24 protein-coding genes are annotated in these 22760 nt (G+C 39.5%); 14 read left to right on the top strand and 10 right to left on the bottom strand.

The window, feature by feature from the left end; all coding sequences use genetic code 11:
• Positions 1 to 454: 454 nt before the first annotated feature.
• A complete protein-coding gene (gene rho / locus FHK88_RS11560; protein WP_227430903.1) occupies positions 455 to 1723 on the top strand; it encodes a transcription termination factor Rho in 1269 nt (422 codons plus the stop codon).
• 101 nt (positions 1724 to 1824) lie between these two features.
• Here rho and FHK88_RS11555 read toward each other — a convergent pair whose 3' ends face one another.
• Positions 1825 to 2712, bottom strand: a complete 888-nt coding sequence (locus tag FHK88_RS11555) for a neutral zinc metallopeptidase (protein ID WP_227430902.1) — start codon at positions 2710 to 2712, stop codon at positions 1825 to 1827.
• Between the two features lie 469 nt (positions 2713 to 3181).
• On the opposite strand from FHK88_RS11555, the gene FHK88_RS11550 reads away from it, so the two are divergent.
• A complete protein-coding gene (locus tag FHK88_RS11550) occupies positions 3182 to 3547 on the top strand; it encodes a hypothetical protein (protein ID WP_227430901.1) in 366 nt (121 codons plus the stop codon).
• 280 nt (positions 3548 to 3827) lie between these two features.
• On the opposite strand, the gene FHK88_RS11545 is transcribed toward FHK88_RS11550, so the two are convergent.
• The 5 genes from FHK88_RS11545 to rpmI form a co-directional block, all read right to left on the bottom strand.
• A complete protein-coding gene (locus FHK88_RS11545) occupies positions 3828 to 4115 on the bottom strand; it encodes an integration host factor subunit alpha (RefSeq protein ID WP_227430900.1) in 288 nt (95 codons plus the stop codon).
• Between the two features lie 169 nt (positions 4116 to 4284).
• The gene (gene pheT, locus FHK88_RS11540) at positions 4285 to 6687 is read right to left on the bottom strand and encodes a phenylalanine--tRNA ligase subunit beta (protein ID WP_227430899.1); all 2403 of its coding nucleotides are present in this window, start codon (positions 6685 to 6687) and stop codon (positions 4285 to 4287) included.
• A 147-nt stretch (positions 6688 to 6834) separates the two neighbouring features.
• Positions 6835 to 7845, bottom strand: a complete 1011-nt coding sequence (pheS, locus tag FHK88_RS11535) for a phenylalanine--tRNA ligase subunit alpha (RefSeq protein WP_413680511.1) — start codon at positions 7843 to 7845, stop codon at positions 6835 to 6837.
• A gap of 547 nt (positions 7846 to 8392) precedes the next feature.
• Positions 8393 to 8749, bottom strand: a complete 357-nt coding sequence (rplT, locus tag FHK88_RS11530; protein ID WP_227430897.1) for a 50S ribosomal protein L20 — start codon at positions 8747 to 8749, stop codon at positions 8393 to 8395.
• A gap of 58 nt (positions 8750 to 8807) precedes the next feature.
• Positions 8808 to 9005 (bottom strand): 50S ribosomal protein L35, encoded by a 198-nt coding sequence (gene rpmI / locus FHK88_RS11525; protein WP_227430896.1) that lies wholly within the window; start codon positions 9003 to 9005, stop codon positions 8808 to 8810.
• 714 nt (positions 9006 to 9719) lie between these two features.
• On the opposite strand from rpmI, the gene FHK88_RS11520 reads away from it, so the two are divergent.
• The 8 genes from FHK88_RS11520 to FHK88_RS11485 all read left to right on the top strand — a co-directional run bounded on the left by FHK88_RS11520 (position 9720) and on the right by FHK88_RS11485 (position 16891).
• Positions 9720 to 10172, top strand: a complete 453-nt coding sequence (locus tag FHK88_RS11520) for an acyl-CoA thioesterase (RefSeq protein ID WP_227430895.1) — start codon at positions 9720 to 9722, stop codon at positions 10170 to 10172.
• 544 nt (positions 10173 to 10716) lie between these two features.
• Positions 10717 to 11613: a bifunctional phosphoribosyl-AMP cyclohydrolase/phosphoribosyl-ATP diphosphatase HisIE gene (gene hisIE, locus FHK88_RS11515; protein ID WP_227430894.1), complete on the top strand. Its 897-nt coding sequence runs from the start codon at positions 10717 to 10719 to the stop codon at positions 11611 to 11613.
• Between the two features lie 43 nt (positions 11614 to 11656).
• Entirely contained in the window at positions 11657 to 11887 is a 231-nt protein-coding gene (locus tag FHK88_RS11510; RefSeq protein WP_227430893.1) for a Sec-independent protein translocase subunit TatA, read from the top strand.
• Positions 11888 to 11931: 44 nt separating this feature from the next.
• Positions 11932 to 12576 carry a Sec-independent protein translocase protein TatB gene (gene tatB / locus FHK88_RS11505; RefSeq protein WP_227430892.1) on the top strand — a complete coding sequence of 215 codons (645 nt, stop codon included), beginning with the start codon at positions 11932 to 11934 and terminating at the stop codon, positions 12574 to 12576.
• Positions 12577 to 12632: 56 nt separating this feature from the next.
• Positions 12633 to 13370: a twin-arginine translocase subunit TatC gene (gene tatC, locus FHK88_RS11500; protein WP_227430925.1), complete on the top strand. Its 738-nt coding sequence runs from the start codon at positions 12633 to 12635 to the stop codon at positions 13368 to 13370.
• Between the two features lie 262 nt (positions 13371 to 13632).
• Positions 13633 to 14097 carry a septum formation family protein gene (locus tag FHK88_RS11495; RefSeq protein WP_227430891.1) on the top strand — a complete coding sequence of 155 codons (465 nt, stop codon included), beginning with the start codon at positions 13633 to 13635 and terminating at the stop codon, positions 14095 to 14097.
• 257 nt (positions 14098 to 14354) lie between these two features.
• On the top strand, positions 14355 to 15857 hold the full coding sequence (locus tag FHK88_RS11490; RefSeq protein WP_227430890.1) for a UvrD-helicase domain-containing protein: 1503 nt from the start codon (positions 14355 to 14357) through the stop codon (positions 15855 to 15857).
• A 17-nt stretch (positions 15858 to 15874) separates the two neighbouring features.
• Positions 15875 to 16891, top strand: a complete 1017-nt coding sequence (locus FHK88_RS11485; protein WP_227430889.1) for a tRNA dihydrouridine synthase — start codon at positions 15875 to 15877, stop codon at positions 16889 to 16891.
• A 17-nt stretch (positions 16892 to 16908) separates the two neighbouring features.
• Here FHK88_RS11485 and FHK88_RS11480 read toward each other — a convergent pair whose 3' ends face one another.
• Entirely contained in the window at positions 16909 to 17334 is a 426-nt protein-coding gene (locus FHK88_RS11480; RefSeq protein ID WP_227430888.1) for an MAPEG family protein, read from the bottom strand.
• A 12-nt stretch (positions 17335 to 17346) separates the two neighbouring features.
• The gene (locus tag FHK88_RS11475; protein WP_227430924.1) at positions 17347 to 17751 is read right to left on the bottom strand and encodes an OsmC family protein; all 405 of its coding nucleotides are present in this window, start codon (positions 17749 to 17751) and stop codon (positions 17347 to 17349) included.
• 493 nt (positions 17752 to 18244) lie between these two features.
• On the opposite strand from FHK88_RS11475, the gene FHK88_RS11470 reads away from it, so the two are divergent.
• Positions 18245 to 18769, top strand: coding sequence for an RNA pyrophosphohydrolase (locus FHK88_RS11470; protein WP_227430887.1), 525 nt, complete (start codon positions 18245 to 18247; stop codon positions 18767 to 18769).
• 88 nt (positions 18770 to 18857) lie between these two features.
• Here the strand turns inward: FHK88_RS11470 and FHK88_RS11465 are convergent, their stop codons facing one another.
• Positions 18858 to 19637, bottom strand: coding sequence for an NRDE family protein (locus tag FHK88_RS11465; RefSeq protein WP_227430886.1), 780 nt, complete (start codon positions 19635 to 19637; stop codon positions 18858 to 18860).
• A 135-nt stretch (positions 19638 to 19772) separates the two neighbouring features.
• Here FHK88_RS11465 and lgt point away from each other — a divergent pair, with 135 nt between their 5' ends.
• From lgt to FHK88_RS11450, 3 genes are read left to right on the top strand one after another with little or no spacing between them, the layout of a single operon-like run.
• Entirely contained in the window at positions 19773 to 20666 is an 894-nt protein-coding gene (gene lgt / locus FHK88_RS11460; RefSeq protein WP_413680509.1) for a prolipoprotein diacylglyceryl transferase, read from the top strand.
• Positions 20663 to 21556 carry a thymidylate synthase gene (locus tag FHK88_RS11455; protein WP_227430884.1) on the top strand — a complete coding sequence of 298 codons (894 nt, stop codon included), beginning with the start codon at positions 20663 to 20665 and terminating at the stop codon, positions 21554 to 21556. Before lgt ends, FHK88_RS11455 begins: the two co-directional genes overlap by 4 nt.
• A 35-nt stretch (positions 21557 to 21591) precedes the next feature.
• Positions 21592 to 22167 (top strand): dihydrofolate reductase, encoded by a 576-nt coding sequence (locus FHK88_RS11450; protein WP_227430883.1) that lies wholly within the window; start codon positions 21592 to 21594, stop codon positions 22165 to 22167.
• 1 nt (position 22168) lies between these two features.
• Here FHK88_RS11450 and FHK88_RS11445 read toward each other — a convergent pair whose 3' ends face one another.
• Complete coding sequence (locus tag FHK88_RS11445) at positions 22169 to 22720, bottom strand: hypothetical protein (RefSeq protein ID WP_227430882.1); 552 nt, start codon at positions 22718 to 22720, stop codon at positions 22169 to 22171.
• Positions 22721 to 22760: the final 40 nt, after the last annotated feature.

The following is a 22760-nucleotide window of genomic DNA, read 5'->3' as shown; positions in this document are numbered from 1 at the left end:
TCATCCAACCCTGATAAATAATGGCGTTTTTTACTGTTTTTATCATAAAAAACTGCAAAACTTATTGACAACTCAATAGCTGACACCGTATAGTTTCTATATAAGAGAAACTCATAAGCTTCCTAAAAGCAATAAAACCTAGCTCTTACCTTTATTGCATTCATTTTCTCTATTTTTAACTTTTACAATTTTGTACTTTTATCCAAGTCATGTTTGCTATATTTGCTTTCATGTCTGTACTAATTGATAAAGAAGATTTCTTTTCTAGCCACACTGGGGCTAATCCAAGAATCACCTCTATTATCACATTGCACAGCCAATTGTTAAGCTCCTGTCATATATTGCAGACTCTAATCGTTGATCTATATCAGATGCAACGCTTTCACCTATTATACTCACTATCATGGTGACGATTTGTCCACATGATGACTGATGAACTGTAAATGATTTACCTATGAATCTTACTGAACTAAAGAAAAAATCTATCGCTGAACTGTTATCAATCGCAAAAGAAATGGGACTTGATAACATGGCTCGTAGCCGTAAGCAAGATATCATCTTTGCTATCTTAAAAACTCATGCAAAAAATGGCGAAGCCATTTATGGTGATGGTGTACTTGAAGTACTTCCTGATGGCTTTGGCTTCTTACGCTCATCAGAAGGCTCATACTTAGCAGGCCCTGATGATATCTATGTCAGCCCAAGCCAAATCCGACGCTTTAGTCTCAAAACTGGAGACTCTATTGCCGGTACAATTCGTCCACCTAAAGATTCTGAGCGCTATTTTGCGTTACTAAAAGTTGGGGAGATTAACTTTGACACTCCTGATCGCTCACGTCATAAGTTGATCTTTGAGAACTTAACACCACTATTTCCAACCGAACAGCTCAAACTTGAAAGTGGCAATGGGACAACAGAAGACTTAACAGGGCGTATGATAGATCTCATAGCCCCCATAGGAAAAGGTCAACGCTCCATTATTGTCGCACCACCCAAAGCTGGTAAAACAGTGCTACTTCAAAGCATTGCCACAGCCATCACTCGTAATAACCCTGAGTGCTACCTTATTGTTCTACTCATTGATGAACGCCCAGAGGAAGTCACTGAGATGCAACGCACCGTTAGAGGTGAAGTCGTTGCTTCAACCTTTGATGAGCCACCTCAACGCCATGTCCAAGTTGCAGAAATGGTTATTGAGAAAGCCAAGCGTCTGGTAGAGCATAAGCAAGATGTTGTGATTTTACTAGACTCCATTACACGTCTGGCACGTGCTTATAACACCGTTATTCCTTCATCAGGTAAAGTATTGACTGGGGGTGTCGATGCCAACGCTCTAGGACAACCCAAACGCTTCTTTGGTGCGGCTCGTAATATTGAAGAAGGTGGTAGCTTGACCATTATCTCAACTGCACTGATTGATACTGGCAGTAAAATGGACAGTGTCATCTTTGAAGAATTCAAAGGTACTGGTAATCAGGAAATTACTTTAGAGCGTGATTTGGCAGAAAAACGTATTTTCCCAGCCATCAACATCAAAAAGTCTGGCACACGTCGTGAAGAGCGCTTGCTAGATGAAGATACATTACGCAAAGTCTGGATTCTACGCAAGTTATTGCAACCCATGGATGGCGTGCAAGCAACTGAGTTCCTACTAGAACGCCTCAAAGAAGCTAAGACCAATGATGACTTCTTTGATCAAATGAAGCGTAAATCACAAAACTAGCGACGACTAACATAAGTGATAATTTAATTTTAATAGTTCAATCTTCGTTCTGACTACAAAAAAGACTGCCATGGCAGTCTTTTTCTCTACAAACACTACTTTTATATTGCACTATTAAATGTATCACACGAATGAATATCGCCTGATTGAAAACCTCGTTTAAACCAATTAACACGTTGCTGACTGGTGCCATGAGTAAAATTATCTGGCACTACTTCACGCCCACTAGCATGAGCTAAACGATCATCTCCAATCTGACTGGCAGCATGAATCGCCTCTTCTAAATCTCCGGGCTCTAAAAACTGTACCCGCTTCTGGTTACGATTTGCCCAAACGCCTGCAAAGCAATCTGCCTGTAGCTCTTGTCGTACAGAAAGCTGATTTGCTTCTGCCTGAGACAAACGCTGACGAGCTTGATTCACTTTTTGTGAAATACCCAATAAAGTCTGTACATGATGCCCCACCTCATGTGCAATCACATATGCCTGTGCAAAATCACCTGCCTTATCTTGATTATTATCACTACCAGAGCCCTGTATGTCTCCCGAAATACCTAAATTATGGCGCATCTCTGCAAAAAAGGAAGTATCTAAATAGACCCTTTTATCTGCTGGACAATAAAATGGACCAGTAGCGGCTGATGCTAGACCACAAGCAGACTCCACTCTTTGATTAAATAAAATCAACTCGGGCTCTTGATAAGTTGAACCATTTTCTCGAAAAATCTCGCCCCATACGGCTTCTGTATCTGCCAACACCACTTTTACAAATTGTGTATCACGACTATTATCTGTCACAGGCTGAGTAGTAGTGCTACTACTCTGACCACCTGTAATAGACTGACCTGTCTGCATTGCAGTCATTGGATTGACATCAAATACCAACCATAAAATCAACCCTATAATGATACCTCCAATACCACCACCAACAACTTTTTTACCACCACTTGTTCTTACATTGGAGCTGCCACGTCTACCTTGCCATTTCATAGTAGTTTCCTAAATTTAAAAAATCATATTCTCTGAACTTTGTTAATAATATAAATATTTTATCTATCATATTATTAATCAGTAATAAAACATTATGTGATAATAAAAATCATTTCATTAAAACCATGTCTTTTTTGTTTACACTTTTATAAACAATTACCTGCAATAAAAATAATCTAATAACGACATATACACCATGTGAATACTGTAATTATGCACAAAAAACATAATTGAAGGCTAAAATTGTAAACCGTAATCTATTGTTTAAGACTGGCACGTAAAAGTTTTTTAGTTAAAATTTGTATCATGTCTTTAAATTTAAACAATAGTAATATAAAATCGGCAACGTATTCTGACGCTTTAGTAAAGATTCGGCTTGATTTATACTACAAAAGATTATTTAATAGCCTCTTGTAGCGATATTGAGTCTACTAGCAATACTTATTTTATTTACATAAGGAGTTTTCTAATGAAACTTAAATCAATCGCTCTATCAGCTCTAGTTGCTGCTTCTATGGGTATGGGTCTAACTGCATGTGACAGCAAAAAAGAAGAAGCTGTTGAAAACATCAATGAAGCTCAAGAGCAACTACAAGACGCTCAGCAAGACATCCAAGAAGCTCAAGCTGAAGGTGAAATCAATGCTGACGCAGCACAAGCTGCTATCGCTGATGCACAAGACGCTGCTGACCAAGCAGAAGTTGCTGCAGCTGCTGGCGATGCTGAAGCTACTGCTGAAGCAGATAACGTTGCTACTACCGATACAGCTGAAGTTGTAGCTGATGCACCAGCAGAAGAAGTTGTTGTTGTTGAAGAAGCTGAAACTGCTAACTAATATTTGTTAGCCGGTCTTATAGACAGACGGTGGAGAACTACCACCAAAGAGAAAGAGAGCTTTTTAGCTCTCTTTTTTTTACCCTGCTATTAGAAGCTATACTGATAAAATGTACCCTACTCATCAATAACCCATGCACTATGATGTGACCAGTATCATCTTAATAGCACACCATAGATACAATAACGCTAAAATAGCTAATAAACATAGCTCTTTTTATGGCACTAAAAACTTCTAGGATTACTGCTATATTACTGTTTATAGACAGAATTTCTAAATACTAACTTTCATTAATTTGTTGGCGAAATTTTTGACCCGCTTTAAAAGTAACAACTCGCCTTGCTAATACAGGTACTTTTTCTCCAGTCTTAGGGTTTCTACCCGGACGACTACTTTTGTTTTTTAGCTCAAAATTACCAAATCCTGATAACTTTACTTCTTTACCTTGAATCAAACTATCTGCTAACTCATTAAAAAAGTTATCAACTACCATGCGACCTTGTTGGCGGGTAAGTCCTAACTGTTTGACAATATGATCCACCATGTCAGCTTTTGTTAATGTTGTCATGCTGATATCCTCTATATTCCTTATTCTTCTCTGTAAAATGTACACCTAGCTATATATTATGTCATCAATATAATACATTTATTACAATAATATTCAATCAAACATTTATAAAATAGCCTATCAAGTAGCCTGCCCAATGACAAGCTACTACTATAGAATAAACAAATTTCTAGCCATCACGCAACTGTGCATTATGCTCTTTTTCTAGTGCTGAGACTACTTTATCCATGACAGCTTTGATGGTATCGTCTGATAAGGTCTGTTCTTGGTCTTGCCAAACCAGTGCAAATGCTAATGAACGCATGCCTTCAGGGGTATGCTCACCTTGATACACATCAAATAGCCAATGCTGAGTTAATAACTGACCACCAGCCTGACAAATCGTATCCGATAATGCCTGTAACTCAATATTTGCATCAACTAATAATGCAATATCACGGCGTACTTGTGGGAATTTGGTAGGACTAGTAATATCTTGTGCTTGACGCATTAGTGTTAGCAAAGGTGCTAAAGATAACTGCGCTACCCATGTGGCTGGTAAATCTAACTGCTTAGCAATGCTTGGATGCAGTTGACCTAACCAACCTACAACCTCGCCATTTACTAGCATCTCAGCACTTTGCCCAGGATGTAAAAAAGCAAGCTGACTACGACGATAACGAACCTGTTTGCTATCTATATGTGCTGGTAACAGTTGCTCAACATCATGCTTTAAATCGAAGAAATCCATCGCGCGATTATCATAAGCTTGCTCAGGATTTACAGTACCTGTCGCAACCAGTGCCAAACTTGGTGTTTGTACCAGCTCACTAACACTTGCTCCAACAAAACTTAATCCTGTCTCAAAAAAACGTACCCGAGACTGTTGACGATTTAAGTTATATTGAACACAAGGCAGTAAACTAGACAGTAAGGTTCGACGCATCACTGCTAAATCTGACGAGATAGGATTGGCTAATGGTAAAACTTGTCCCAGTGCTTTATCTTCTAGCAATGCCTCCAGTTTTGCATCACTAAAGCTAAAGCTCACCGCTTCCATATAACCTGCTTCAACCAATGCTAATTTTAGCCCCAAGGTCAAGTCAGCACTGTCATCATGGCGCATATCCACACTCAAGCTAGGAAGCTGACTGGGAATGCGGTCATATCCATAAATACGAGCAACTTCTTCTATTAAATCTTCAGCAATACCTAAATCATAACGATGAGATGGTGGCACACATTGCAGTGTTTCACTATCTGTCTCACTGACATCCATACCAAGCTGAGTCAAAATACCAATGATGATATTTTTATCAATTTCAATACCAATCACATCTGCTACTTTTTGTATTGGCAAAATGATAGCACTACGACTCGGCAATAACTCAACGCTTTCAACGGTTGTCACCTGCCCTGCTTTTCCTGATGCCACTTCTGTTATCAAACTAGAAGCTCTTGCCAGTGCATCTGATGGTAGTACAAAATCTACGCCACGCTCAAAACGCTGAGAAGCATCTGTATGCAAACCAAAACGACGCGCTCGACCAGCAATGGCTAAAGGATTAAAAAATGCACTTTCTAATACAATATTACGGGTTGTATCAGTTACACTACTTCTGAGACCACCCATAATACCTGCCAGTGCCAATACACCCTCATCATCAGCAATGACCAGCTCATCACCTGTTAGCGTTATTTCCTGCTCATTTAACAAAATAACCTGCTCACCAACATTTGCTAAACGTATAACAATCTCACCAACAATTTTATCTGCATCAAACGCATGCAACGGTTGTCCTAACTCCAACAATACATAGTTGGTAACATCAACCAAAAAGTTATGAGAGCGCAATCCAGACTGTACCAATGCTTGTTGCATCCATGCTGGTGTTTCTACGCTACGGTCAATATCACTGATTGGCTGTGCTAAGTAGCGAGGGCATGCCTGCGTTGCTTCCACACGCACCGCCTGCACATTTTGAGTAGTAACTTCAGGTGCCTGATACTGAGGCATGTTCATATCTGTCTGATTTAATACTGCCAACTCACGAGCAATGCCTTTGACACTAAAACAATCACCACGATTTGGGGTAATTGAAATGTCTAATATGTTACCATCGAGTCCTAAATACTCACGAACATCTATACCAACAGGGGCATCAGCCGATAACTCTAATAAACCATCGACCACATCAGGCAAGTCAATCTCTGAGGCACCACATAGCATACCGTGAGATTCCACACCCCGTAGTTTGCTTTTTTTAATCTTAAATCCTTTACCATCCTCAGATGGCAAGATTGCACCAATGGTTGCAACAGGTGCTTTCATACCCACTCGAACATTCGGCGCACCACAGACGATTTGCTTTGTTTCTGCCTCACCAATATTCACCTGTGTAATGCGAAGCTTATCTGCATCGGGATGAGGCTGTACATCCACAACCTCACCAACTACCACACCACTAAACTCAGAAGCAACAGGCAAGATATCATCTATCTCTAAACCTGCCATGGTCAATTGCTCACCCAATGCTTGCGTATTCACTTGTGGATTGACCCACTGACGGAGCCATTGTTCACTGATTTTCATATCATTCTCAAAATATTATAAGTCATCAATTTTCTATCATTATCTTGTGATGGTTCAGCTCATAAAATCTATAAGACTGCACAAGATAATGTATATTTTCCATCTATTCTATTTAGCGTACAGCCACTTAGATACAGCAACCAATAACTATCCAAACTGGCGTAAAAAGCGCACATCATTTTGGAAGAATAGTCGCAAGTCATCAATGCCATAATACAACATTGCGAAGCGCTCAATCCCCATACCAAAGGCAAAGCCAGTATACACTTGCGAATCAATACCACAATTTTCTAACACTTGCGGATGTACCATACCGCATCCCATGACTTCAAGCCATTTACCATTATCCGCCAATATATCCACCTCAGCAGATGGCTCAGTAAATGGGAAAAAGGATGGGCGAAAACGTACCGTCAATTCTTTAGCAAAAAAGGCGTTTAAAAATTCAATAATCAGCCCTTTTAACTCTGCAAACGTCGTCTGCTTAGTCACCATCAACCCTTCTAACTGATGAAACATCGGAGAATGTGTCTGGTCTGAATCACAGCGATATACCCGACCAGGACAGATAATCCGTATGGGTGGTTCATTATTTTTCATCGTCCGAATCTGGACGGGACTGGTATGTGTACGCAGTAAATAATGGGCATCAAAATAAAAAGTATCATGCATCGCTCGAGCTGGATGATGCTCAGGAATATTTAGCGCTTCAAAGTTATAATAGTCACTCTCTACTTCTGGACCTGTTGCCACATTAAACCCAGCCTGAGTAAAGAACTGTTGCATACGCTGAGTTGTCATCGTAATCGGGTGAAGCTGTCCTTTTTTCTGTCCTCGTGCTGGCAAAGTAATATCAATCCGCTCAGCCTCCAGCTTAGCATTCAGTGCTTTTTCTTCTAACACTTGTTGTTGTTGGGTTAGCTTCTCTTGGATACGGGTACGAACTTCATGTAGCCAAGCACCATACTGTTTTTTATCATCAGCACTAAGCTTACCCATCTGCTTTGACCAAGCAGTTAAAGCACTTTTCTTTCCTGTCAATAACACACGCAACTGCTGTAAATCGGCTGTTGTTTGTATGGTTGTAATGGCATTTTCAACCGCTTGAGCATAGCCTTGTAACTGCGCCTGATCGAGCGTACTTAATGTCTCAGACATAGCTGGCAACTGTGCCACGATATCTGAGGGAGATTGGGTAACAGCGGTGTGACTCATAAAAATGACTCTCAATTCTTACATCAATAAAATGCTAATAAAAAATAGGGAATACAATAAAATTCCCATGTTTATCATAACTATCATAGTAGGTTAGTGTTACGGCGGATTGAAAGTTATATAGAACAATAATACAGCACAATAACAAAAAAATTATACAATGATTAATTGTAAAGATTTACCTAAATAATGCAAATCATTTACATGGCTTCCAAGCAAATAAGACAAATAAGATATATTATCTAGGGTCTGTGAAATATTCGCCCTGTTAGCCAATATTTGCAGGGGATATAGAGTCTATTAAAAATTGATTCTATCAGCTTAATATCTCTAATGGATTATTTTACTGTCATCATATCAGCCAACTAATTTTTTCCTACAAAGAAGGCAAGCTATACAAACCCTATGCACTACTATCACATACAAAAAAGCCATCGTTGAACGATGGCTCAGTTGTATATATCAATAGAACTTTTGCTTCACGCCTGATTTATGATAAAGCAGCTTTTGCTTTTTCAGTCAATACAGTGAAGGTAGCTGCATCATGCATTGCAATATCAGCCAATACACGGCGATCAATTTCAATGTTTGCTTTTTTCAAGCCATTGATAAAACGGCTATAGCTTAAGCCATTTTGACGCGCACCAGCATTGATACGAGCAATCCACAAACGGCGGAATGAACGCTTTTTGTTACGGCGGTCACGGTAAGCATATTGTCCTGCTTTAGTAACTGCCTGTACTGCTACACGATACACACGTGAGCGTGCGCCATAATAGCCTTTTGCACGTTTTAAGATTTTTTTGTGACGGCGACTTGCCTGTACACCACGTTTTACACGAGCCATAAATTACTCCTAAATTAAAAAAATATCGTCAATATTGTGAGTCTTAAAGAATAATGTCTTAAAGATAAGGACACATACGGCGAACCGCAGCAACGTCTGAGACGTGTACTAGCTTAGTGCCACGCAATTGGCGAATGCGCTTAGGAGACTTTTTGGTCAAAATATGGCGTTTGTATGCTTGCTTACGCTTAAAACCACTAGCAGTTTTTTTAAAACGCTTAGCAGCACCACGTTTGGTTTTGATCTTGTTTTTCATAGAAAGCCTCTTTCTCTTATTGCCACAACCTAGCAAATGCTAATATCTGGTCAGGCAGGATTTTAAGAACCTGTTTGTTAGTATTAAGTCAACCAATAGACTGTCTTATTAAATACTTTAAGTAAGAAAGCCAGTAGCCACTCATTACTACCTTGAGGTGGGAGGCGAGATTTTAGCAAAAATCTACACAACTTGCTATAAGTTTTTATGATAAAGATGTCTTTATTCAAATACTTTTTACAACTTTAATTAAAGCGAACAATTGTGTATACTTTCGCCAAGCCAATATATTCCAATTAGACCATATTGTATTTATTGGATATAAAAACATGGAATACATAATTTATCACAATATCTTATAAAATAGTTAAGTCTAGTATGCGAATCATAAAAAACAAGCTCTAAAACAGTTTTTTGAAGAAAAATGACACACTTTGTCGGATAAAATGACCATTTACGAAACTTTTTGCTGGATTTATACAGTAAAATGTTGTTACAGTTAACCCATACTGATATAGAAAAATACAATTTGGCTTTACAATCCAGATATAACTTGTATGATAACACTCTTTTTGAGATAAAATCTCATTTAGGTAGGCAAGTATTCATACTACCCAAAATGTAAGCAACTCTTCATAACTCTGTCAATTTTGCGTTATAAAATATGTTCAAAATGGCAATACTGTAGATGGGAACAAATCATAGGAGATGACTATGACAAAAATGAATATTGAGCTTGTTGATAGTGCCTTCGTCTTTGAGACGGTTATGCGGGTACGTGGTACAGAAACAGATATGGGACAACATATGACCATTGAGGCCTTAACAGCATCATTGGTAGAAGCACGTACTCGCTTTTTTTATTCACGGGGTATTAAAGAAGTCAATGCTGACTATCAAGGATTGATTGTCAATGATATTGCAGTTAATGTCATTAGTCGAGCAAGAGCACGTGAAGAACTGCTATACGAAGTTGGCGTACGCAACTTAAATCACGAAGGTGGAGATATTATCATTAAAGTATCACGGATGTTTGATACTTCTTTAGTAGCGAAAGCCCAGATGGGTTTTGTTTGTTACGATTATCGACTAAATCAAGTCATTACCTTAAATGAAACTATGCTTGAAGCTCTAGATATTCGCCCATTTGAAATAGAAGGGTTATAGTTTTATTATTCTATACAGTGTCGTAAGTTAAGGTAGGTACTCTCATTTTTATCTGCCTTTCATCTTTTTCCTAGCTATTTTTTATATTACCTCACTGACTTAGTTTTACGGTTATTATTAATCATATTACTTCATACTGTGAATTATTCCTTACTGTTTTACTATGCTAAGCTGTCTTTTTCATGCTGTTTGAAAGAAAGGTTATTTGTATTTAATCATTCCAATATAAATACAGATGAGACCAATCTATTATATACTTCTTTATGAATGACAACTGAGCGTAGCTCTCTTTTATAATTTTATTTTTTACTTTGTTTCTTTAAGCATCCTTTCTATATACCCTATGTAAAAGTCACATTTAAGTCATTAGTATATAAAGTATATGGCTTTATCTAAACAAGTTAATTCTAGTAAGCTATATGATGTTGACGACGATTCAGTTCGATATTTACATATCTGCTATTAGCATAATTTTTGTTAAACTATACACCTCACTGTACTCTCTTAAAAAACCCCTAATTTACTTTGCTATCAGGATTTCCCCATGTCTGCCACCTCTATGTTAAATTCACTGACTGAAGACTCTTCTTTACCTGCTTGGCTGGCTCATGTCACGTTTAACCAAGACGGGCTGATACCAGCAATCGCTCAAGACCACCATTCTGGTGAGATTTTGATGATGGCATGGATGAATGCAGAAGCACTGACACTAACGGCTCAATCTAAAACTGCTGTATATTTTTCACGCTCGCGCAACAAGCTATGGCACAAAGGTGAGACTTCTGGGCATACTCAAAAAGTACATGATATTTATCTAGATTGTGATGCAGATGTGATTGTACTATCCGTGACTCAAGTGGGCGGTATTGCTTGCCATACAGGACGTCAATCCTGTTTTTATCGTCGATTAGACTGCTCTGGCTCACAGCCAACATGGCAAACAGTTGCACCGATACTCAAGGACCCTGAATCTATATATGGCGAAGGTACTGCTCATAGTGAGTCTATACAAACAGATAATGAATACTCTGACACTCAAGCAGATACCAACCATGTCCTCCAGCAACTTGATGCTGTTTTAGCAGAGCGTAAGCAAGCCGATGCCGATACTTCTTACGTCGCTAGCCTATATCATAAGGGACTTAATAAAATTTTAGAAAAAGTTGGTGAAGAAGCAGTGGAATGTATCATTGCTGCTAAAGACTTTGAGCAAATTCGACAAAAGATGGCATCATTGCAAGAAAATGACACAGCAAATACTTCTAACGATATACTAGATGCTCAGCATGAGCTAATATATGAAATAGCCGATGTGTGGTTTCATACGTTAGTCACATTGGCATGGTTTAATATCGGGTCGGAGCGTATTCTGGCAGAGCTTGCACGACGCTTTGGACTGTCAGGACTGGCAGAGAAGGCATCTCGAGATGCAACAAAATAACTGATATTCTCACTAATTACTGTGATTGATAAAGGAACGCACCATGAGCTTATCCCCTCTACAACTTTTAATTATTCTAGGTATCGCAGTCTTAGTATTTGGCACAGCAAAACTCAAAAATGCGGGTAAAGATTTGGGCAGTGCGGTCAAAGGCTTTAAAGATGCAGTCAAAGATGAAGATACTGCCCATGCCAATAAGCACCGTGTGCTTGACCATGAAAAGACAGAAACACCCGTAGAAGATGTCAAAGTAAAAGACCAGCATCAAGTCTAATAAATCTTTTTATAAGTGTCATGCTGTATTGTGGTTGATAAACTATGTTTGATATTGGATTTACTGAGCTTCTACTATTTACTGCCATTGCATTAATTGTATTAGGTCCAGAGAAATTGCCACAGGCAGTACGTACTGCTGGTAAATACTATGCAAAAATTCGCCGTACCATTAGTACCATACAAGCAGAAATGGAAGCTGAGCTAGATTTGGCAGAGACACGACAACAGCTACAAAAAGAGCTGGAAAAAATTAAACAAGCAGAAACTGATATGAAGCGGGAAATGGCACAGCTTCGAGGTAGTATTGCTCAATTTGAGCAAACCCAAAATCAACAGACCGCACAGGCACTATCTCCCTCCCAACCCATCACTCAAGCCCAAGAGAACACCTCATCACTACATAGATTGTCACCTCAGGTAACTAACACGGTCTCTCAGACTGAAGATAATGATACACCGCCAGAGGCAGTCACTGTCCAACCTGTATATAGCACCAAGCCTTGGGAAAACATGTGGTTTCGACTAGGGGAGTATGATAAGGCTCGACGACTTCCGCCTGCACCTTTTTTACCCAGCTATCAAGCTGATCCTTTATTATATACCAGCCCAACAGTATCAACAGATACAGCAAGGTTATCTCAAGAAATGTTATCTCAAGAAACTCAGGAGAATAACTCGTGGGGCTAATCAAACATCGTCATAATAAAAAAACAGAGATAAATACTACCAATGATACTGGTGATATGCCATTAACTGAGCATTTGATTGAGCTTCGCGCTCACCTTATCAAGATTTTTATCTGTGTTATTGTGGTATTTTTAGCCTTGGCAGGGTTTTCTCGTGAGTTATATGATTTTGTCGCTCACCCTTTGGTAGAGTTGCTGCCAAAAAACTCAACCATGATTGCAACAGACATTACCTCAAACTTTATGGCACCCATCAGGCTGTCTCTATTTGTGGCAGCATTTTTGTCTATGCCTTATATCCTGTATCAGATCTGGTCTTTTGTTGCACCTGGTCTATACCGACATGAGAAACGCATTGCCATTCCGATTTTATTATCTTCTATTATTTTATTTTATGTTGGTGTTGCTTTTGCCTACTTTGTTGTCTTACAAGGTGCTTTAAAGTTCTTTATTTTATTTTCTCCAGATAATGTATTACCAATGACAGATATTGATAGCTATCTTAGCTTTGTAACAAAGCTATGTATGATATTTGGTATTACATTTGAGATACCAGTACTGGTATTAATATTGGTATTAACGGGTATTATCTCCATTGCTTCACTACAAGATAAACGTCGCTATGTCATAGTTGCCTGTTTTGCTGCTGCTGGTGTAATGTCACCACCAGATGTACCTACTATGTTTATGTTAGCCATTCCGATGATATTACTATTTGAGTTAGGTTTGGTAATGGCTCGCCTACTGGTCAGACAAAAACAAGCTATATCTACTGCTGAGTCAGATGCACTCTAAATTTTTTCTGAATCAAGTCTATGTTTTCAGCTGATTTTTTATATCAACAGCCCTAATATTTAATAATAGCCTGAGGGAGTAATTGTTCAATAGTCTCCGATTTATTTGGTATGATTTTTTGTAAAAATATAGTAACAATCCATACAAACTTTCGATACAATAATGATAATTATTAAGAGTTCATCTTGATTTGATTAAATAAAACAATGATAAGGGAATAAAACTTATGCGACTACTTTCTTTAAAAACAATGACCCTTTTTATGACTGCCATACTTTCTATAAGTATTTTAGCTACTGGCTGTTCTGAGAGCCAAAAAGAACAGGCTGTAGAGACTCTTGGGCTGGATCAAGAAGATGTCTTTAGCCTCAAAGTCGGTATGTGCTTTAATGACCCTAGCGACTCTGATATATATACTGAAGATCAGGTTAGTAGTGTACCTGTGCGTGACTGTACAAAACCACATGATTATGAAATATTTTATACATTCAATTTAACAAATCAGACATTACCTGATGATGAGACCCTAGAGGAAGAGGCTTTTGAAAAGTGTACTCAAGCCTTTCAGCAATATATTGGTAAGTCATATGAAGACTCTATTTATGAAATGTCATATTTACACCCAACAGAAGAAAGCTGGCAAGCTGATGATCGGGAAGTAGCCTGTTTCTTAGTAGATGCTGAGGGCAAGAAACTGACTCAATCTTTAAAAGGCAGTAACCAATAAACTGGTTAAAAGTAAAACTGAGATATCAGACAATATAAAGATTTTACAGGCACTACCACAAGCCTTCTGTTATACTAAAAATAGAGAAAACTTATATTTAGTTAAAGAATGCAACAATCTTTCTCCTAAGCCATTGCTTCTTCAATGGCTTTTTTTTACAACATAGTTGATACTATTAATGAGTGCTGTTTCTGATAAAACACATCCAACTATCAACCTCTCGCCAAAATAACCCCATGACTCTTTGATATCCTGATATGCCCACATCCAATAGCCTCCCAAATTATATGCAAGCACCCACTGAGGAACAGCTTGCTGCACTAAATATGGCAATGGACGGTCAGTCCTTTAAAGTCGTTGCCTATGCTGGTGCTGGTAAAACAACAACACTGAGTCTGATTGGTGAGCGCCTGCGTGGACGTGGTCTATATTTGGCTTTTAACAAAGCCATCGCCAATGAGGCCAGACAGCGCTTTCCTCATCATGTGGAATGTCGCACCTTCCATTCCCTAGCATATCGTCATGTTGACCGTGATATTACTGCTAAATTATCCTTACCTCGCTTTTCTCCAAAACGCTTGGGGGATGATTTAGGGTTGCAAACCATCCAAGTACGCCGTCAAATTGAGGGCAAAAGCAAATTTGTTAATCTAACACCCGCACGTCAAGCCCGTTTTGTCAGTGATGCAGTGAGTTATTTTTGTAGCACTCATGCCAGCTACCCTGCACCACGCCATTTAACACTTCCCAACTGGATGAGTGAGTCTGATAAAGAGCAATTACGTGAACAACTATATCCATCTGTTGAGCAACGTTGGCTACAGTCTATCGACCCACGCCATCCTGCTGGCATTGGTCATGATATTTATCTAAAACTATGGGCGCTATCTAAACCTACCATACCTGCTGACTTTATCTTATTTGATGAAGCACAAGATGCTGACCCATTAATGATGGGAATTTTGACTCAGCAACCCCGACAAGTCATTTATGTCGGCGATGCCCACCAACAAATTTATGAATGGCGAGGCGCAGTCAATGCCATGAAAAAACTGCCTCTACCACAAACCCTCTTAACGCAATCTTTCCGCTTCGGTGAATCTATCGCAGATGTTGCTAATTTATTACTTACAGCACTCCAAGAAGAAGTACCTTTAAAAGGTAATCCAGAAAAACGCTCAACGTTAAGCAAATCCCTATTACACGGAAAAAAAGATGCCATCTTATGCCGTACCAATGCAGCAGCCATGACCCAGCTTCTTATTGGACTAAAGCTTGGACATAAAGTCGCCCTACAAGCAGATACTGAGCGTATGCTCAAATTTTGCCAAGCAGCCGAAAATCTCAAACAAGGTAAGTCTGCTTATGGCGTACCTGAGCTGGCTTATTTTTATAACTGGACAGATGTACAAGATTACTCCGAAACCAATGAAGGCAGTGACCTCAAAACATTGGTCAAGCTGGTAGATGACCACGGTACAGACATCATCACCCAAGCAGTCAACAGCTTAACTACCGCACAGGATGCTGACTATGTCATCTCTACAGCGCATAAAGCCAAGGGTTTAGAATGGTCACGGGTACAACTGGATGATGACTTCTATTATGATGTTACTACTCATGGGGTCAAAATTAGCCCAGAAGAGCTACGTTTATTGTATGTGGCATGCACTCGGGCGCAAAGTAACTTAGACATTCATCATATCAGTGATTTAATTTCGGGACTAAAATCAGGCAAAAAAGTGATTTATGGGAATTAAATGTTCATGGGACTTAAATGATAGTATCAACACCTAATAACAGCAATATCAGCACCTTGTTCTCCCATCCAGTGCGTCTACTTGCCCCAATGGAAGGTTTAACTGACCCTCTAATGCGTCAGGTTTTGACTCAAATTGCCACAGACTTAGGACGCCCTTATGACTGGTGTGTGAGTGAGTTTATTCGAGTCACTCAGCATGTCCTGCCAGCACATGTGTTTTATAAATATGTGCCTGAGTTATACACTGCAAGCAAAACATCTTCTGGCACACCCATTCATATACAACTGCTTGGTAGCGACCCAATATTACTTGCTGAAACTGCACAAGTAGCGTGTGATTTAGGTACAGTAGCGATTGACTTAAACTTTGGCTGTCCTGCCAAAACGGTGAACAACCATCGTGGTGGCTCTGTGTTATTAGATGAGCCCAGTTTAATACGAGATATCATCAATGCTGTGCGTTTGGCTGTTCCAAGTCAGATTCCTGTTTCAGCAAAAATCCGACTTGGCTATACAGATAGCAATAATATGAATGATATCCGTCAAGCCATTGCAGACAGTGGGGCAGATTGGCTCACTATTCATGCCCGTACCAAAACCCAAGGCTATAAACCACCTGCCTACTGGGAAAAAATTGCTAATTTTAGCCAGCTAGCAATCCCAATTATCGCAAATGGTGAGATTTGGAATCCAGCACATGCCACACAATGTATCAATCAAGCAAATACGCCCCATCTGATGCTTGGGCGTGGTGCAGTCACTCGTCCTGACTTAATTGCCCAGATTGATGATTCAAACATTGAGCTATCTTGGCAACAGTTAGTACCTTACCAAATTGCCTTTTTACAAGGGGATGCCAAAAATGACAAAGTGCTCATTGGACGTTATAAACAATGGCTAGGTATGCTGAGTAAAGGTTATCCAGAAGCACACATACTATGGGAGCAGATAAAGCGAGAAAAACAGCTTAAATATATTATAGATATTCTGCAAAGCAATTTAGAGCCTGTGAAACAACCATCTTCGTTGTAAAATATAAACCAGTTCATCTAATTCAAAATATAAATCGAAAAATAAAATAGCATCATACAGCATGCCATTGACAACACCCATAATATCGAGCGTAACGTTGGCAGGTTGGCAATATATGCCCCGCCATATAGCACACGTATGATGACATATAACCATGCCAAACCATTGACTATAGGCTGAGGCACATAAAACCACATCGCTATGATAACCGATGCTAAAAATACTGGTAGTGTCTCATAGCTATTTTGCTGAACGGCATTAGCACGTCGTGCCATACCTGTGGTCTGCTGTAAAAACACCCGTGGCTCAGCATTATCTGACAATCGAAATCCTGCCAATGCCTTAGCCAACCACGCAAAGCCTAATGGCAATAAACTTGCAGTCAACATTGCCCAAATAGCTAAAGAAGCTGAGTCTGAGATTATTCTAAAAAGACCAGACATAAACTACTTACCTTAAATCGATATAATCTCAAAGTCATGAGTGATTGTCACACCACCTTGTGCCAACATACGACTGGCTGAGCAGTATTTTTCTGCAGACAGCTCAATAGCTTTCTCAACTTGCTTCTCTTTCACATCAGACCCTGTAACTACAAAGTGTAGATGAATGTCAGTATATACAGCCGGCACACTGTCTGCCCGTCTTGCTGATAGCTCACAACGTACATCCTCTACTGCTTGACGCGCTTTTTGCAAGATGGTCACCACATCATAACTGGCACAACCACCCAAACCAAGCAATATCAGCTCCATCGGACTTGCACCTTTTTGCTTATCAGCATCAATCATCACTTCATGACCTGATGGTGCTGTACCAATAAAGCTCACATTGTCTTGCCATGCAACAGTTGCCTGCATGGCTGGTTTAGCTTGAGTGCTATTGTTGTTATCTGTCATCATCTTTTCCTTAATTTCTAAAACTTTTTATGGATGCAATGCAGTTTCTTAGTTAATACTTAATATTCGCCACTTTATAACTGCGACATAATTACTACTTTCAATTTGCTAATTATGGCATCATCACAACCAATCTTAGCAAAATTATACCAAACCCACCAAAACTGCCAGTGTAGCATATATCTAAAAAAATATAAGGCTCAGCAGTTCTATTCATTAAACCATAAATGTTTAATTTTACGTATATTTTTAAGAAAAATACGTTGTGAAACAATTTATAGCAAAATAGAGTTACACATTTATGCTATTTATTGGTTTAATAGAGGTAATGAAACTTAGTTTATCTGCCTGATTGGCACACAGCGCCCTATTATTATAACCATAAATTATTTATGCTACCTGTGCCAGTCATAAGAAGCTAAGCCTTTTTTCAACAATTTTTAAGGTTATTGTCATGATTGATACAGATGGCTTTCGAGCCAATGTTGGTATCATCTTGGCGAATACAAAAGGACAAGTTCTGTGGGCAAAACGTATTGGACATGATTCATGGCAGTTCCCGCAAGGGGGCATTGATCAAGGGGAGACTCCACTTGACGCTATGTATCGAGAGCTTTGGGAAGAGGTCGGATTATATCCGCACCATGTCCAGCTACTAGCAGTCACTAAAGACTGGCTTAGATATCGTCTGCCAAAACGCTATGTGCGCCGTGGACAGTATCCCTTATGTATTGGGCAAAAACAAAAATGGTTTTTGCTACAGCTAGATGAACCAAACACCGAACATATCCGCTTTGATACATCAAAGCCAGAGTTTGACCACTGGGAGTGGGTGAGTTATTGGTACCCTTTAGGACAGGTCGTTTATTTTAAACGTGGTGTCTATCGCCGAGCGTTACAAGAGTTGGCTCATGAAGTACCTTTGCGTCAGGAGCTCATACTACCTAAAAAAAGTAATCATTTATTAGTAGACAGTTAACACTTTCACAATAAATCATACATCATAGCAAAAGCCATACTCATATTGATGTGAGTACGGCTTTTTCTATGATTCACACCCATCAATGCTATTTTTCAGTCAATTCATTAGTGATTAATGCCAGTTTTACAAACTCTTGTAATGACTGCATATATAAAATACTTTGGGTACGTGTACCATAATGGCTATTATTTGGCATGACAAAAGGCTGAATAAATACCGAGGATAATGCTTGCTCTATTTCTGGGGCAATACCTGTACTAGGCAACTGTCCATCTGGGGCTTGCTGGGTATCAGACAACACATCAAAGCTGGCATCTTTCCAGTAGTCTACCTGACTATCCTCCGCAATTAACGGCAATACTTCTTGACGCACTCGTCCACGCAGACGCTCACATTTAAACCACTCACTCTCTGGCTGACCATTAGAAAACACATGCAGTCCAGCAAATAATGGCGTCGGTGGATAGCCTCTATTATTGACCACAACGGCTTGTTTCTCATCACCAACGATTAGGTTAAACCCTGCATAATCTTGCAAGTTAAGCTGACGGGCAAAAGCAATGGGAGATAGTGATGAATTCAAAAACTCAGTCACCAACTCACCCCGTGAGCGTTGCTCAGGCGTTGCTGGAATACCATCCCGAAAATTAAGTACAGTTGCCCAACGTCCATTTTGCCGACCATCAGCCAGTTGTTGATACCCTAACCATGTACCATGGCTTTGTTGATCACGTCCTGCAAAGATGGGCATATCTGTCCATTGTTGTGTCTGCTGTGTCGGACGCTGAAAAAATTCATCACGGTTTGAAAGCAGTACCAATGGCAAGTTATCAAATAGTTGCCAAGCAATGGCGACAATACACATTGTATTTTACCTTGAGTCTTCTTTGAATATTTCTGGATATTATAGAAATAACCCATTTCAATAGTAACATGTCCAATATGAATTTTGTTATCATTGACATGATATCTTGGGCAACTTTATGATGACAATTTTATGATGATAAGTACTCACCCACAGTTTGACCCCGTGGCACTGTCTTTAGGGCCTATTTCTGTACATTGGTACGGTATAATGTATTTATTGGCTTTTGCAACGGCCTATGCACTGGCATTATACCGTAGCCATAAACGCCCCGGCTGGGACAGTGACATGGTATCAGATTTGGTCTTTTTTGGGGCGCTTGGTGTCATTTTAGGCGGTCGTATAGGTTATGTACTATTTTACCAGTTTGATAAGTTCTTACAAAATCCAGTGTATTTATTTCAGGTCTGGGAAGGCGGTATGTCTTTTCATGGAGGCTTTATCGGTGTTGCACTCGCCATGTGTTACTTCGCCTATAAGCATAAAAAACCCATCTTTGCAGTATTAGACTTTATTGTGCCATGTGTTCCAACTGGACTGTTATTTGGGCGGATTGGTAATTATATCAATGGTGAGCTATGGGGCAGAGTCTCTGATGGTGGCTATAACTGGCTAACTTATTTCCCTCAAGCCGCCAGTTTTGATGCTGAGCTCATTAATAGCAACCCAAGCCTACAAGCGCTAATGATGGAAGTAAATGGACATTATTTACTGCCTCGTCACCCCTCTCAACTTTATGAGGCATTTGCAGAAGGGTTATTACTCTTTATCATTTTATGGCTATATTCTGCAAAACCACGCCCACGTATGGCAGTTACTGCACTCTTTTTATTAGGCTATGGCATCAGTCGCTTTACCATTGAGTTTTTCCGTCAGCCTGACTATGACCAAGGATTTATTTTGTTTGACTGGATGACTAAAGGACAGATTTTAACAGCACCGATGATTATCTTAGGTTTGATAATGATGATTTATGCCTACCGTCGCAATATCTATGACTGGGGCAAGTATGCAGGAGGTAATGTATGAACCATAGCAAAACACAAGACATCACTGCCCTCTACAATCAGCGCAATGAACAAGCCTATTTAGACTTATTACGATTTGTATTAGCCAATGGTACGCTCAAAGGTGATAGAACAGGAACTGGTACACTAAGCCACTTTGGCGCTCAATTACGCTTTGACTTAAATGATGGCTTTCCGCTACTGACAACTAAAAAAGTACACTTTAAGTCGATAGTGTATGAACTGCTGTGGTTTTTAAAAGGTGATACCCACGTTGAGTATTTACAACAGCATGGCGTACGTATTTGGAATGAATGGGCAACGGCTGAACAAACTGCCCGTTTTGGACGTAGTGAAGGAGATTTAGGCCCTATTTATGGTCATCAATGGCGTAACTATGGGGCAAGCAAAGATGATAATGGCAATTATCGTCATGATGGTGTTGACCAAATCAGTGAGCTGATTGAGCAAATCAAAACCAACCCCAATTCACGACGATTGATTGTCTCAGGTTGGAACCCCTCAGAGGCAACGCAAGTTGCATTGCCTCCTTGTCATACATTATTCCAGTTTTTTGTTGCTGAGAATAAGCTATCTTGCCAGCTTTACCAGCGTTCTGCAGACTTATTTTTAGGTGTGCCATTTAACATCGCCAGCTATGCCCTACTCACTCATATGGTGGCACAAGTTACTGGACTGGAGGTTGGTGAGTTTATCTGGACAGGGGGCGATTGCCATATTTATCAAAATCATATTGAGCAGGTCAATGAGCAGTTATCACGTACGCTTTACCCACTACCCACCTTAGCTCTTAATCCAGATATTGATGATATTTTTGCCTTTGATTTTGCCGATATTGAAGTACAAAACTATCAGTCACATTCCGCTATTAAAGCACCTGTTGCTGTCTAAATACTTATATTTCACACAATACATAAGGAAATATTATGAGTTACGCCCATACCCAAGTTGCCCAAATCGTTGCCATTAGCAACAATCGCTGTATTGGCAAAGACAATCAACTACCATGGCATATCTCTGAAGATTTACAGCATTTTAAACGTCTCACCACAACAACCAATGACAATACAGACAGCACGTCTCCTCAAGGTATTGTGATTATGGGACGCAAAACATTTGAGTCAATGAACAGCCGACCACTACCAAACCGAGTCAATTTTATTATTACCACTCAGTTAGACTATGCTGAAAAACATCAGTTAAATAATAACGAAAATGTGCAGGTTGTTCACAATCTTGATGATGCCCTGACCCAAGCTACCACATTGGCTCATGGCTGTCATTTAGATACCATCTGGGTCATCGGTGGGGAGAAAGTATTTCAAGGTGCGATGCTCTTTACTGACCGTCTAGAAATAACCCTTGTTGATACCAACATCGAAAATGGAGATGCTTTTTATCCACAAATTCCCGATGAGTTCCAGATAGTCAGTCAATCTGAGCAAAAAGTTGATGAAAAAAGTGGGTTAGGTTATCAATTTGTTCGCTATGAGCGAGTATAGATTAGCGCAAAATAGCATGAATGGCATTCATTTCTGAAATAGATAACTCTTTTGCCAAGTTAACCACCACTTCTTCTTTTGAGGTTGCATTCTCTACATAATCAGCATATAAGAAATCACCCATTGGTCCTACCAAGTCTAACAGTAAGTTATTCAATTGCTTTTTAATATGTATGGGTAATGCTTGTGAAACAACTGCTGGAGACATCTCACCAGCAGTTGCTTCAACCATACCTTGTCCATCACTGATATAACCAATAGGGGCAATATTTCTAATAATCACTGCGGTTGGTGGTAAGGAAGAATCAACCACAGCTGCAGAATTGGATGTATCAAATCGATAACTGATTTTATCAATCGTTGGCATGGCTGCAATGGCATCATTTCCCTTCCGGTTAGAATAAGAAATAAAGATAACTTTTCCTGCAGCTATGACCATCCGTGCAGAATGATTCTGCTCACAGGTCATATACAATGTCCCTGACACTCCTGCATCGCATAACTGCTCAAGATAGTAAATAAACTTACTATAATCAATCTTATCTGCACTCATAAACTACCCTTGTCATTGTGCTAAAGTGTGCGTCATTTCA

The sequence above is a fragment of the Psychrobacter sp. I-STPA6b genome (assembly GCF_020662265.1).
GTDB lineage: Bacteria > Pseudomonadota > Gammaproteobacteria > Pseudomonadales > Moraxellaceae > Psychrobacter.
The sequence above is the reverse complement of the archived record's forward strand: the minus strand, read 5'-3'. Positions and strand labels throughout refer to the sequence as shown.

What these genes read in the sequence shown, in the direction of transcription:
- FHK88_RS11490 (WP_227430890.1), top strand. Translation starts at nt 14,355, where the DNA reads ATGCCCACATCCAATAGCCTCCCAAATTATATGCAAGCACCCACTGAG.
- FHK88_RS11470 (WP_227430887.1), top strand. Translation starts at nt 18,245, where the DNA reads ATGATTGATACAGATGGCTTTCGAGCCAATGTTGGTATCATCTTGGCG.
- FHK88_RS11510 (WP_227430893.1), top strand. Translation starts at nt 11,657, where the DNA reads ATGAGCTTATCCCCTCTACAACTTTTAATTATTCTAGGTATCGCAGTC.
- FHK88_RS11550 (WP_227430901.1), top strand. Translation starts at nt 3,182, where the DNA reads ATGAAACTTAAATCAATCGCTCTATCAGCTCTAGTTGCTGCTTCTATG.
- pheS (WP_413680511.1), bottom strand. Translation starts at nt 7,845, where the DNA reads ATGTCTGAGACATTAAGTACGCTCGATCAGGCGCAGTTACAAGGCTAT.
- rplT (WP_227430897.1), bottom strand. Translation starts at nt 8,749, where the DNA reads ATGGCTCGTGTAAAACGTGGTGTACAGGCAAGTCGCCGTCACAAAAAA.
- tatC (WP_227430925.1), top strand. Translation starts at nt 12,633, where the DNA reads ATGCCATTAACTGAGCATTTGATTGAGCTTCGCGCTCACCTTATCAAG.
- FHK88_RS11485 (WP_227430889.1), top strand. Translation starts at nt 15,875, where the DNA reads ATGATAGTATCAACACCTAATAACAGCAATATCAGCACCTTGTTCTCC.
- FHK88_RS11475 (WP_227430924.1), bottom strand. Translation starts at nt 17,751, where the DNA reads ATGCAGGCAACTGTTGCATGGCAAGACAATGTGAGCTTTATTGGTACA.
- FHK88_RS11480 (WP_227430888.1), bottom strand. Translation starts at nt 17,334, where the DNA reads ATGTCTGGTCTTTTTAGAATAATCTCAGACTCAGCTTCTTTAGCTATT.
- hisIE (WP_227430894.1), top strand. Translation starts at nt 10,717, where the DNA reads ATGTCTGCCACCTCTATGTTAAATTCACTGACTGAAGACTCTTCTTTA.
- FHK88_RS11555 (WP_227430902.1), bottom strand. Translation starts at nt 2,712, where the DNA reads ATGAAATGGCAAGGTAGACGTGGCAGCTCCAATGTAAGAACAAGTGGT.
- FHK88_RS11455 (WP_227430884.1), top strand. Translation starts at nt 20,663, where the DNA reads ATGAACCATAGCAAAACACAAGACATCACTGCCCTCTACAATCAGCGC.
- rho (WP_227430903.1), top strand. Translation starts at nt 455, where the DNA reads ATGAATCTTACTGAACTAAAGAAAAAATCTATCGCTGAACTGTTATCA.
- rpmI (WP_227430896.1), bottom strand. Translation starts at nt 9,005, where the DNA reads ATGAAAAACAAGATCAAAACCAAACGTGGTGCTGCTAAGCGTTTTAAA.
- FHK88_RS11450 (WP_227430883.1), top strand. Translation starts at nt 21,592, where the DNA reads ATGAGTTACGCCCATACCCAAGTTGCCCAAATCGTTGCCATTAGCAAC.
- FHK88_RS11465 (WP_227430886.1), bottom strand. Translation starts at nt 19,637, where the DNA reads ATGTGTATTGTCGCCATTGCTTGGCAACTATTTGATAACTTGCCATTG.
- FHK88_RS11545 (WP_227430900.1), bottom strand. Translation starts at nt 4,115, where the DNA reads ATGACAACATTAACAAAAGCTGACATGGTGGATCATATTGTCAAACAG.
- FHK88_RS11520 (WP_227430895.1), top strand. Translation starts at nt 9,720, where the DNA reads ATGACAAAAATGAATATTGAGCTTGTTGATAGTGCCTTCGTCTTTGAG.
- FHK88_RS11445 (WP_227430882.1), bottom strand. Translation starts at nt 22,720, where the DNA reads ATGAGTGCAGATAAGATTGATTATAGTAAGTTTATTTACTATCTTGAG.
- tatB (WP_227430892.1), top strand. Translation starts at nt 11,932, where the DNA reads ATGTTTGATATTGGATTTACTGAGCTTCTACTATTTACTGCCATTGCA.
- lgt (WP_413680509.1), top strand. Translation starts at nt 19,773, where the DNA reads ATGATAAGTACTCACCCACAGTTTGACCCCGTGGCACTGTCTTTAGGG.
- FHK88_RS11495 (WP_227430891.1), top strand. Translation starts at nt 13,633, where the DNA reads ATGACTGCCATACTTTCTATAAGTATTTTAGCTACTGGCTGTTCTGAG.
- pheT (WP_227430899.1), bottom strand. Translation starts at nt 6,687, where the DNA reads ATGAAAATCAGTGAACAATGGCTCCGTCAGTGGGTCAATCCACAAGTG.